11 protein-coding genes are annotated in these 12124 nt (G+C 40.8%); 3 read left to right on the top strand and 8 right to left on the bottom strand.

The features are described from left to right. Positions 1 to 147: 147 nt before the first annotated feature. The 4 genes from frr to rpsB all read right to left on the bottom strand — a co-directional run bounded on the left by frr (position 148) and on the right by rpsB (position 3309). Positions 148 to 705: a ribosome recycling factor gene (gene frr / locus GQR39_RS19770; RefSeq protein WP_024599058.1), complete on the bottom strand. Its 558-nt coding sequence runs from the start codon at positions 703 to 705 to the stop codon at positions 148 to 150. A 13-nt stretch (positions 706 to 718) separates the two neighbouring features. After that, positions 719 to 1468: a UMP kinase gene (gene pyrH / locus GQR39_RS19765; RefSeq protein WP_165736409.1), complete on the bottom strand. Its 750-nt coding sequence runs from the start codon at positions 1466 to 1468 to the stop codon at positions 719 to 721. A gap of 157 nt (positions 1469 to 1625) precedes the next feature. After that, positions 1626 to 2477 carry a translation elongation factor Ts gene (tsf, locus tag GQR39_RS19760; RefSeq protein WP_007580981.1) on the bottom strand — a complete coding sequence of 284 codons (852 nt, stop codon included), beginning with the start codon at positions 2475 to 2477 and terminating at the stop codon, positions 1626 to 1628. Between the two features lie 103 nt (positions 2478 to 2580). Beyond that, the gene (gene rpsB, locus GQR39_RS19755; RefSeq protein WP_007580978.1) at positions 2581 to 3309 is read right to left on the bottom strand and encodes a 30S ribosomal protein S2; all 729 of its coding nucleotides are present in this window, start codon (positions 3307 to 3309) and stop codon (positions 2581 to 2583) included. A gap of 271 nt (positions 3310 to 3580) precedes the next feature. Between rpsB and map the strand changes: the two genes are divergently transcribed. From map to dapD, 3 genes are all read left to right on the top strand, one after another. After that, positions 3581 to 4366 (top strand): type I methionyl aminopeptidase, encoded by a 786-nt coding sequence (map, locus tag GQR39_RS19750; protein WP_007580976.1) that lies wholly within the window; start codon positions 3581 to 3583, stop codon positions 4364 to 4366. 66 nt (positions 4367 to 4432) lie between these two features. Next, the gene (glnD, locus tag GQR39_RS19745) at positions 4433 to 7051 is read left to right on the top strand and encodes a [protein-PII] uridylyltransferase (protein ID WP_165736408.1); all 2619 of its coding nucleotides are present in this window, start codon (positions 4433 to 4435) and stop codon (positions 7049 to 7051) included. 9 nt (positions 7052 to 7060) lie between these two features. Next, positions 7061 to 7888, top strand: coding sequence for a 2,3,4,5-tetrahydropyridine-2,6-dicarboxylate N-succinyltransferase (gene dapD / locus GQR39_RS19740; protein ID WP_165736407.1), 828 nt, complete (start codon positions 7061 to 7063; stop codon positions 7886 to 7888). A gap of 130 nt (positions 7889 to 8018) precedes the next feature. Here dapD and GQR39_RS19735 read toward each other — a convergent pair whose 3' ends face one another. The 4 genes from GQR39_RS19735 to megL form a co-directional block, all read right to left on the bottom strand. Beyond that, on the bottom strand, positions 8019 to 9104 hold the full coding sequence (locus GQR39_RS19735) for a hypothetical protein (RefSeq protein WP_165736406.1): 1086 nt from the start codon (positions 9102 to 9104) through the stop codon (positions 8019 to 8021). A gap of 251 nt (positions 9105 to 9355) precedes the next feature. Next, complete coding sequence (locus GQR39_RS19730; protein ID WP_002958326.1) at positions 9356 to 9700, bottom strand: 4a-hydroxytetrahydrobiopterin dehydratase; 345 nt, start codon at positions 9698 to 9700, stop codon at positions 9356 to 9358. Positions 9701 to 9737: 37 nt separating this feature from the next. Then, positions 9738 to 10535 (bottom strand): phenylalanine 4-monooxygenase, encoded by a 798-nt coding sequence (phhA, locus tag GQR39_RS19725; RefSeq protein WP_002958327.1) that lies wholly within the window; start codon positions 10533 to 10535, stop codon positions 9738 to 9740. A 237-nt stretch (positions 10536 to 10772) separates the two neighbouring features. After that, positions 10773 to 11954 (bottom strand): methionine gamma-lyase, encoded by a 1182-nt coding sequence (gene megL, locus GQR39_RS19720; protein ID WP_007580969.1) that lies wholly within the window; start codon positions 11952 to 11954, stop codon positions 10773 to 10775. Between the last annotated feature and the right edge of the window lie 170 nt (positions 11955 to 12124).

Raw genomic sequence — 12124 nt, 5'->3', positions numbered from 1 at the left:
GCAGAACCCTTTGGGCAGCGCGTGTTTGGATTTTATGCATCGTTATCGCCCAATTATGGGGAATAACCACACTACATAGGCTCTGCCTTGCCTAAAAACCAAACACACTGCTGCAAATTAAATCTCGAAAGATAAACAGGACCTTACTTAGATTTCCATCAATTCTGTTTCTTTAGCAGCTAATAAAGTATCCATTTCTTTAATAAACTTATCAGTAAGCTTTTGAATCGCATCATCTGATTGACGCGCTTCATCTTCAGATATGTCTTTATCTTTTAATAAACCCTTTACATCGCCATTAGCATCACGACGAATGTTACGAATAGCAACACGACCGCCTTCAACTTCAGCGCGTACAATTTTGATTAGGTCTTTACGACGCTCTTCTGTAAGTGGAGGAAGTGGTACGCGAATAACAGTACCTGCCGACATAGGGTTTAAACCTAAGTCAGATGCCATAATTGCTTTTTCAACAGCTTGCGCTAAAGACTTATCAAATACACCAATAGCAAGTGTACGAGAATCTTCAATTGTTACGTTAGCAACTTGGTTTAAAGGCGTTGGTGCACCGTAGTACGACACCATAATGCCATCTAGGATTGCAGGATGTGCACGGCCAGTACGAATTTTAGATAATTGGCTACCTAGTGCAGTTACACTTTTTTGCATGCGCGCTTGCGCGTCTTTTTGAATATCGTTAATCACGGTTTAATCCTAATTATTTGATTATTTCATCTGAGGCTTGTGAAGAAATAAGTGTACCTTCTTCTTCACCCATAATTACGCGTTTTAGCGCGCCTGATTTATTCATGTTAAATACGCTCAATGGCATATTGTGATCGCGGGCTAGAGTAAATGCCGCTAAATCCATAACTTTTAATTCTTTTTCAATGATTTCATTGTAGCTTAAGTGGCTGTAAAGCGTTGCATCTGGATTTTTAACAGGGTCATCACTGTATACGCCATCAACCTTAGTCGCTTTAATTACCGTATCCGCTTCAATTTCGATACCGCGTAAACATGCTGCAGAATCGGTAGTGAAAAATGGGTTACCAGTACCCGCTGCAAAAATAACTACGCGACCAGTTTTCAATAAACTAATTGCTTCAGCCCAGTTATAAGCGTCACATACACCATTAAGCGGAATAGCCGACATAAGACGACAATTTACAAATGCACGGTGTAGCGCATCACGCATTGCAAGGCCGTTCATAACCGTTGCAAGCATACCCATGTGATCGCCTACTACGCGATTCATACCTGCTTCTGCAAGTGATCCACCGCGTAAAAAGTTACCTCCACCAATAACTAAACCCACTTCTACGTCGAGCTCTACTAGCTCTTTAATTTCTTGTGCCATACGGTCTAAAACTTTAGGATCGATGCCGAAGCCTTCGTCTCCCATTAAAGCTTCACCACTTAATTTGAGAAGAACACGTCTAAAAATAGGTTTGCGATTGATAGTCATAGTATTGGGGCCAACTTTTATTGAATTATGGATAAAAAATAACCGCGCTTATGTTAAACATAAAAGCGCGGTTATTTTAAAGAATTTCTAGCTGCGAAGCAAAACCAAATAGTACTTTAATTGCATCTAATTTCATTATCCTTCACAAATAGTAATCTTACTTAGCTTTAGCAGCAGCAATTTGAGCAGCAACTTCAGCAGCAAAATCTTCTTCTTTCTTCTCGATACCTTCACCAACTTCTACACGTACGAAGCTAGTAACTGTTGCATTTTTCTCTTTAAGAATATCGCCAACAGTTTTCTTAGGCTCCATGATGAAAGCTTGACCAGTAAGAGAAACCTCACCAGTGAATTTTTTCATGCGGCCAACAACCATCTTCTCAGCGATTTCAGCAGGCTTGCCTTCATTCATCGCGATTTCGATTTGTACTTGCTTTTCTTTAGCAACAACATCGGCTGGTACATCTGAAGGTGTTAAGTATTCAGGGCTAGATGCAGCAACGTGCATTGCAACGTGCTTAAGTGTTTCTTCATCAGCAACACCCGCAACAACAACACCGATACGATCGCCATGACGGTACTCAACTAGGTTTTCACCAGTTACGTACTGTAAACGACGTACATTGATGTTTTCGCCAATTTTAGTCACTAGCTCAACACGGTCTTCTTCAAACTTAGCTTGTAAGTCTTCGATAGAGATAGTGTCAGCAATTGCAGCGTCAGCAACTTTGTTAGCAAATGCTAAGAAGCTTACGTCTTTTGCAACGAAATCTGTTTGACAGTTAACTTCTACTAGTACTGCAACACCCGCGTTTTGCTTGATGATGATAGTACCTTCAGCAGCAATGTTACCTGCTTTTTTAGCAGCTTTAGCAGCGCCACTTTTACGCATGTTTTCAATCGCTAACTCGATGTCGCCATCAGTCTCAGTTAACGCTTTTTTACAATCCATCATGCCAGCGCCTGTGCGCTCGCGTAATTCTTTAACTAGGGCAGTAGTTACAGCCATTAGTAAATCCTCAAATCTGAAATCAGGTTAGATAAGCGGGTTACCCGCTCGACAAGAATAGCAAGTCTTCACCTTAAAAAGATGAAGACTTGATGACAGCTAATTACTCAGCTTCAACGAAATCGTCTTTCTCAGCTTGAGCAACGATGTTATTCTCGCGACCTTCAGTAATAGCAGCTGCAACAGCGCTAGTGTAAAGGCTTACAGCACGGATAGCATCATCGTTACCAGGTACGATGTAATCAACACCGTCTGGGTTAGAGTTAGTATCTACGATTGCAACAACTGGAATACCTAGGTTGTTTGCTTCACGGATAGCAATGTGCTCGTGGTCAGCATCGATAACGAAAAGCGCGTCTGGAAGACCGCCCATGTTTTTGATACCACCAAGGCTCTTTTCAAGCTTTTCCATTTCGCGGTTAAGCGTTAACGTTTCTTTCTTAGTTAATTTCTCGAAAGTTCCGTCTTGGCTTTGTGCTTCAAGATCTTTAAGACGCTTGATTGATTGACGTACAGTTTTCCAGTTAGTCAACATACCACCTAACCAACGGTGATTTACGAAGAACTGGTCGCTTTCTAAAGCAGCTGATTTAACTGCGTCGCTTGCTGCGCGCTTAGTACCAACGAAAAGAACTTTACCTTTGTTTGCTGCAGCACTTGATAAAAACTTAAGTGCGTCGTTGAACATTGGTACAGTTTGCTCAAGGTTGATGATATGTACACGGTTACGTGTGCCGAAGATGAAAGGCTTCATCTTAGGGTTCCAGTAACGTGCTTGGTGACCAAAGTGAACACCAGCTTGAAGCATATCGCGCATTGAAACGTTTGCCATTTTATAGATCCTCTATAGTTGTTTAGGGTTAGGCCTCCACATATCCCATAGCACCAACACCGAAGTAATTAAACTTCAAATGCACCCAAGTGTATGTGACGATACGTGTGTGTGTTAAAATAAAATTGTGTTTGCCTTAAATACAAAAAATCATTTAAGAATTTATTTGTAAAAAGACGGCGCGCTTTATACCATATTAAAATTAAATACTCAACGTCGCGTGCAAAATTTGTTCGACGATAAATGTTAAAAACTCAACTTTGGAGCCTCAATGAGCGCTATTATCAAGACCCCTGAAGAAATAGAGAAAATGCGCGTAGCTGGGCGCTTAGCGGCCGATGTACTTGAAATGATCGGCCCTCATGTAGTGCCAGGTGTTACCACCGATGAGCTAAATACACTTTGTCATGATTATATTGTTAATGTGCAACAAGCAATCCCTGCTCCGTTAAATTATCATGGCTTTCCAAAATCAGTTTGTACGTCAGTTAATCATGTTATTTGTCACGGAATTCCAAATGACAAAGCATTAAAAGAAGGCGACAGTGTAAATATCGACGTAACTGTCATTAAAGATGGTTACCACGGCGACACATCTAAAATGTTCCACGTTGGTACACCAAACATTCAAGCTAAGCGTCTTGCAGAAGTAACACAAGAAAGCTTATACCTTGCTATTAAAATGGTAAAACCAGGTGTGCGCTTGGGTGATATTGGCTCAGCAATTCAAAAATATGCAGAGAGCTTTAACTACTCAATTGTACGTGAATATTGCGGCCACGGTATCGGCGCAGGATTTCATGAAGAACCACAAATAATGCATTACGGTAAAGCCGGTACTGGCGAGGCCTTAAAAGCAGGTATGTGTTTAACTATTGAACCTATGGTTAATGCGGGTAAACGCCAATGTAAGCTTCTTAAAGATGATTGGACAGTAGTAACACGCGACCGTAGTTTGTCTGCACAGTGGGAACATACTTTATTAGTGACTGAAAATGGTGTTGAAATTTTAACGCTACGATCAGATGATACTATCGAGCGGATCATAGAACACTAATAAAACCGAAACACTTGATAAGAAAATTCTTATCCGTGTGAAAGGTTCAACAAGGAGCCAGCCCACGTGGCATTACCCAACAAAGTAAAAAAGTTGCTTAGCGATGCAGAGCAACTTAGTGATTATCGCGATTGTTCTAGCTATTTTTATAAATGGTTACATAACGAATTTTCTAAACAACCGGTTGGGAATTTAATTAATGCCCGGGCTGAGTTTATTGACCGCCTACTCATTAAGCTTTTTCATGTTTACCACTTAGCGCGCGAACCTGATTTAGCATTAATAGCGGTAGGCGGATACGGACGTGGTGAGCTACATCCCTACTCCGACATCGACTTTTTATTGCTTGTAACTAAACCGCCAAGCGAAGAAATATGCGAAAAAATAGGCCAGTTTGTCACCATGCTATGGGATCTTAACTTAGAGATTGGTCACAGCGTGCGTACGATAGAACAAGCCATTGAGCAAAAACGTGAAGACGTTACTTTTGCCACCAGCTTGCTCGAAAGCCGCCTTATTTTTGGGAACCACATTGAGTTTGAAAAACTCAAAATGCATGTTCTTGAAACGCCAGTATGGCGCTCAGGTGAATTTTTTACTGCCAAAGTTCAAGAACAAAATTTACGCCACAGAAAGTGCCACGGCACAGCGTATAATCTTGAACCAAACATTAAAGAAAACCCCGGTGGTCTGCGCGACTTACAAACTATTATTTGGGTGGCAAAAAAGCATTTTAGAACCGAAACCCTGCAAGAGTTAATAAGCCACGGATACTTAACTCACGAAGAGTTTCAAGAGCTTTCTGAGTGCCTAGAAAACCTATGGAACATTCGCTTTGCACTGCATTTAGCTGCAGGTCGAGCTGAAAACCGCTTATTGTTTGATCATCAACCGCAAGCCGCTGAAATTTTAGGTTTTGGTAGCGACGGTAAAGCCTCTGTCGAGCGTATGATGAAACGCTTATTTAGAATAATGAGCCGCGTGCGCGAGCTTAACCAAATGCTACTTTCATACTTTGAACAAAGTATAATGCCCGAAAGTAGTGCTGTGGCAGCAATAGAACTCGACAGAAACTTTGAGCAAGTAGGTCATCAAATACGCGTAAAAGATCCGTCGGTATTTTTTAGACGCGACCAACTCTTTGTATTGTTTGAGCACATAGCCGATAACCCAGCAATAACGCATATTTACCCAAGTACTATTCGTACTATTCGCCAAGTGCGCCGTCGTTTATTGGGCGATTTGCAAGATTACGCAGCCTGTCGCGAAGCCTTTTTACGCTTAGTTAAACATCCTAACGGCATGGGCCGCGCATTTACGCTCATGCACAAGCACGGCATGCTTGCCGCCTACTTACCGCAGTGGCGTAATATATTTGGGCAAATGCAGTTTGATTTGTTTCACGCCTACACCGTAGATGAGCACACTCACAAATTAATCAAAAACATTTACGAATATTTTGATAAAACAGGCATTAGCGAGTTTCCTATTTGCAGTGAAATAGTCACTCGAATGGACAAACCAGAGCTACTTTATTTAGCCGGTATATTTCACGACATTGCTAAAGGGCGAGGTGGCGACCACTCAGAACTTGGCGCTGTTGACGCCATTGCATTCGCTAAGTTACATGGTTTTGCGTCATCAGATGGAAAACTAATAGCATGGCTTGTAAGTAATCATTTACTTATGTCTGTTACCGCACAGCGTAAAGACATTAACGATCCTGCTGTAATAAAAGACTTCGCTACACGTGTTAAAACAGAGCGCCAACTCGACTACTTATATTGTTTAACCGTTGCCGACATACGTGCAACCAACGACAACTTATGGAACGATTGGAAAAACACCCTACTGCGTGAGCTCTACTTACACACGCAGCGCGCTTTGCGCCTAGGACTCGAAAACCCAATGGATCAACGCGACCAAATTCGCGATAAAAAGCACCAAGCTAAACAACGCTTAATAAATCTGGGTTATCAAGAGGAAAAAATTGATTTAATTTGGAGCCGCTTTAAAGCCAACTACTTTACCGCCTTTAGCGAACAACAAATATCATGGCAAAGTGAACATTTATTAAGTAGCACAGACTTAAGCCAGCCAAGTGTTGTTGTATCTAACAAAGCTATGCATGGTGGCACACAAGTATTTGTATACAGCCCCTACTCTGGCCCACTGTTTGCCCGATTAGTAAGTGTGATTGGCTCTAAAAAAGCGCAAATACAACACGCGCAAGTACTGACCACAAAAGACGGCTACGTCTTGTTTAGCTTTGTAATACTAGAAGTAAGTGGCGACCCTATTGCAAGTGGTCGAGCGCAATCAATTAAACGCGGGCTTGAGCAAGCTCTGAGCGATCCGCGTAAAAAGATTCGCTTTAAAAAGAGCCGCTCTCAACGCTTTAAAGATTTTAATATTAAACCTAAAATTGTGTTGCGCCCACATGCACGCAAAGACCGTAGCTTAATAGAAATTCAAGCCGTCGATATACAAGGTTTACTAACCAAAATAGCCGAAGTTTTCCAAGCGCATTTACTACACATTCACGCTGCCCGCATTACAACGGTAGGTGAACGTGCCGAGGATTTCTTTGTCGTATCTAATAACGAATACCAAGCGCTGACTGATGAAGAGCAAGCAAAAATTCATCAGGCATTACGTAAAAAATTCAACGCCGAAACAGAATAGAGGACACACATGTCAGATTTAAAAACGATGATCGAAAACGCATGGGACAACCGCGATAGCATTAGCCCAAACACAGTATCAAGCGACGTAAAACAAGCTATTATCGACGCACTTGATTTACTTGATAGCGGCGCAGCACGCGTTGCCGAAAAAATATCAGGTGAATGGGTTGTACACCAGTGGCTTAAAAAAGCAGTATTACTGTCGTTTCGTATTCGCGACAACCAACCAATGAACGACGGCGTAAACCAGTTTTACGACAAAGTACCACTTAAATTTAGCGACTATACGCCAGAGCAATTTCAACAAGGCGGTATGCGCGTAGTGCCAAACGCAGTAGCCCGTAAAGGCAGCTTTGTAGGTAAAAACGTCGTACTTATGCCATCGTACGTAAATATTGGCGCATACGTTGACGACGGCACTATGGTTGATACATGGGCGACTGTAGGCTCATGTGCACAAATTGGTAAGAACGTACATTTATCAGGTGGCGTAGGCATAGGCGGCGTTTTAGAGCCTCTACAAGCTAACCCAACCATCATTGAAGACAACTGCTTTATTGGCGCACGTTCTGAAATTGTTGAAGGCGTAATTGTTGAAGAAGGCGCGGTAATTTCAATGGGCGTTTACATCAGCCAAAGCACCCGTATTTATGACCGCGAAACTGGCGAAATTCACTACGGCCGCGTACCAGCAGGCGCAGTAGTTGTACCAGGCGCATTACCGTCAAAAGATGGCACCCACAGCCTTTACGCTGCAATCATCGTGAAAAAAGTAGATAAACAAACTCGTGAAAAAGTAGGCATTAACGCCCTACTACGCTCAATTGATGAGTAACAGTCGGTTGGGTTGAGTGAAACGAAACCCAACGATACTTTGAAGTTAAGTGTTTTAGCTAAACTTTAATTGTATATAGAAAGCTCTAAGCCCTTTGGGTTAGGGCTTTTTTGTTTATGGCAATAAACTCTCAATCAAGTAGCATTACTTTTGTCTTAATAAATAACGTATTAACTGGATCTTCTATCTTAAAGTCATACATGTAGTCTGTTTCTTTATTAAATCTTTTTAAGTAATAATTAGCTAATGGATCATAGCGATTCTCATGCAGCCAACTGTAAAACTTCCCTAACTCATAACTTAGCTTTCGACTGAGATCTGACTTGGGTTCAAGAAGCCCATCATTATCCAAATCTATAATATTCATTAATTGAAGGTTTATTTTTATTTCATCAATTAATGGCTCTAGTGACTTTCTATAATTGGTAGCTTTAATTTCTAGATTTGTCTCTAAAGGTTCTGCTTCGTAAACCATAATTAAATTATCAATAACATCATTATAATAATCATTGTTTAACCTTATCTCAGACTCGTTTTTTAAAATATATAACTGTTCTAAATTGGATGATTTAGTCTCTATAGGTTGCCTAGTTAAATTCAGCTTAAAATCGTTAAATAATTTTGTTATTGCTTGAGATAAAACATCTAGATAGTCATACCTCCTAAGAAGAAAGCAAAACAGCTCGTTAGAGTTAAGAACCATAACTAAATCACTCTCACCCACTTTATTACTATATAAATTAACAGTAAGTTCACCATTCTCCATGTGGTTATCGTAAGGCCAACTAGCAAATCTTTTACAATCTGTATGATTTAAGTTTACTGGATGCGCGCCAAATGAGGCTCTTATCGATTTGAAATAACTGTTATCATCCTCGTCAAATAAACGATTTGTAAAACATTCTTTTTCACCAGAGAAAGGTAAAGTCTTTGGGTTTATAAACACTCGGTGTAGTTGGGTTATTGATTCTGAAACAAGATCTATCGCAGAAATTAAAGAAAACATCTGCATAACACGCATATCAATATTTTCCTCTAATCCTGGAGGATATTGTAAATACCTAATCGATACAGTGATCCAATCCATACAAGAACAAATTATATTCCATTGATTTTTATCATTTTTGTTATTATAAGACTTATAAACAAAACTTGAATTGGAATTTACTAGATCTCTAAAGTCAGAAATCTTGTCATCCTTGATCACCTTTATCATTAAATTTTCACTCTGAAGCTCGTTATTAACTCTAAAATATCACTAAAAATATAAACGTATAAATAAAAAAGGAATTTTTTAATCTAGGTCAAAAGAAAGTATTGGTGGTAAAAAAGCACCGAGGTAAATAAGTTCATTAAAGATTCGTTGGGTTTCGTTTCACTCTACCCAACCTACGCTAATAACCACTCCAAAACCAAAAAAGCACTTATAAAATAAGTGCTTTTGTTGGTTTGCTCAATTAGTGTGGTTTACAGCGCGTTAAATACGTCGTCTGTTTTAGCTGCGCAAATAAAATCGTTTTTGTGTAGGCCTTTAATCGAATGGCTCCACCAAGTTACGGTTACTTTGCCCCACTCGGTTAATAAGCCTGGGTGATGGCCTTCGTCTTCTGCCATGTCGCCTACTTTGTTAGTAAACGCGATAGCCTGTTTGAAGTTTTTAAATTTATAAACACGCTCAAGCTGCATAATGCCGTCGCGTACTTCTGGTACCCAGTCTGGGATTTTAGTAATTAATTGTGCTAACTCTTCGTCAGATACTTTTGGCGCATCTACATGACAGGCTTCGCATTTTTGTGCACTTAATGAAGACATTCTAAATCCTTACTTTTAGCTTTTTTAGCATTAATATTTAACTGGCTAATTTTTCTTTTGGTGGAAATTTTGGGTCGTGCAAACCAAGTTCTTTAGCTCGCTCAACCAAAGTCATAATATCCATTTGCGATATATCAAACAGATCATGAATCGAATTTATGGTGTAGTACTGTGGTTGCATAATATCAATACGGTACGGCGTACGCAGTACATCAAGCACATTCATTGGGCTGATTTCTGGCGTATTCGAGTATACGTACTGAGTTTCACCTGGGCTTGATAAAATACCACCGCCGTAAATACGCAAGCCGTCTTCGGTTTGCATTAAACCAAATTCAACCGTAAACCAGTATATACGCGCAAGGTATACACGGTCCTTTTTCTGCGCTGCGTAACCTAATTGCCCGTACTTGTGCGTAAACTCAGCAAAGTCAGGATTAGTTAGCATGGCGCAATGGCCAAATATTTCATGAAAAATATCTGGCTCTTGTAGGTAATCAAACTCTTCACGGCTACGAATAAATGTAGCTACCGGAAACTGCTTGTTTGCCAGTAATCTAAAAAACTCATCAAAGTCGATAAGCGCAGGTACTGGTGCAACTTGCCAACCGGTAGTGGCTAGTAACACTTCATTTAGTTCGCTTAACTGCGGAATACGATCGTGCGGCAGGTTAATCTTTTTTAACCCTTGCATGTACTCGTTGCAGGCTTTGCCTTCAATGCATGCAAGTTGGCGCGCTACAAGCTCAGACCAAATTTTATTCTCTTCATCACTCCAGTGTATAACACCATTTTCGTCTGGTGTTTTGGATGTGTATTTACTTGCTTTAGCCATAAGTACCTTCTTGGGTGTGAGCCCTAAATCGGTGTCAGTGTGATACTCAAACCTATAGAATATCGAATGACCCCATACTATGCAAAAGTGAAGAAAAGTTTAATAGATAGGCTAACATCAGTATTTGGCGCGATCCCCCCAATCGTAAAGTTAAAATTACACCTATGGAACATAAAAAATACAGGCCTTTAAATAAAGGCCTGTAGCTTATATTTACTTGTACACAATTAAATACAACTAACCAATTTTAGTAAAAGCTTGGTTTAAATCACTAATAATGTCGTTAACATCTTCAAGCCCAACCGAGAGCCTGATCAGCCCATCACTTATTCCAGCGGCAGCTCGCTCCTCTGGCGTATAAGGCGAGTGAGTCATAGATGCAGGATGCTGAATCAGTGTTTCAGCGTCACCGAGGCTTACTGCAAGTGTACAAAGTTTCATACTATCAATAAATTGTGCGCCATCTTGTAGCGTGCCTTTTATTTCAAACGCAATAACACCACCAGCGGCTTTCATTTGGTTACCAATAAACTTATAACCTGGGTGCGATTTAAGCCCCGGGTAATATACGGTGCTTACTTGTGGGTGCGCTTCTAGATATTCGGCTATCGTTTGTGCGCTTTGACAATGGCGCTCTATTCTAATGGCGAGTGTTTTTAGACCTCGATTAATTAGCCATGCATCGTGCGGGCTTATAGTTGCACCAATGTCTTTTAGTACGGTCATTTTAATGTGTGTTATGTGCTCAAGCGATCCACATACAATACCGGCGACTACGTCTCCGTGACCATTTAAGTACTTGGTCGCACTGTGCATTATAATGTCGATACCGTATTTTTTAGGCGATTGCAGTAGCGGCGTTAAAAAGGTGTTGTCGACCACACTAATTAAATTGTGCTCTTTAGCAACTGCGCCAATGAGTGCTAAATCAATAACCGCCATAGTGGGATTAATTGGCGTTTCTACAAATATCATTTTTGAATTAGGTTTGATGGCAGCGCGTAGTTCGTCCTCGTTGGTCATATCAACAAAAGTGACTTCGATTCCCCAGCGCGGCAACATATGCGAGAAAAACGCAAAGGTACAACCATACAAAGCACTTGAGGCAACAAGATGATCTCCCTGCGATAAAAAGCTCAGTACTGAGGCAGATACAGCCCCCATACCTGTTGCGGTTGCAGCAGCTGCTTCACAGCTCTCTAGTTGAGCAACTTTTTGTTCAAGCTCTGTGGTTGTAGGGTTTCCTAAACGCGTATAAATATAGCCAGGTTCGTCGCCTGCAAAACGCGCAGCACCTTGTGCGGCATTTTCAAAATGAAAGGTAGAGGTTTGATACAAAGGAGAAGTGAGTGCGCCGTGCGGGTCGTTTGCTTTTTGTGGTCCATGAATACACTGGGTGTTTATATGATGCTTGCTCATTGTAGGCTCATTTTTTGATTATTATGTTTTTGCGATTCAACAATCAAAACGTATGCGCTTACAAACAGCAAGCATGCCGGATGCTCAGATGGCTATTTGTGTAAAAACCGTGCAGCTCATGTTTGTACACAAATATTGCCACTGCTAATCTAGGGTCTGTTGATCTTTGC

The organism is Pseudoalteromonas sp. C8, from assembly GCF_011378685.1.
GTDB lineage: Bacteria > Pseudomonadota > Gammaproteobacteria > Enterobacterales > Alteromonadaceae > Pseudoalteromonas > Pseudoalteromonas arctica.
Note: the sequence above shows the minus strand (reverse complement) of the source record. Positions and strands in the feature narration are given on the sequence as shown.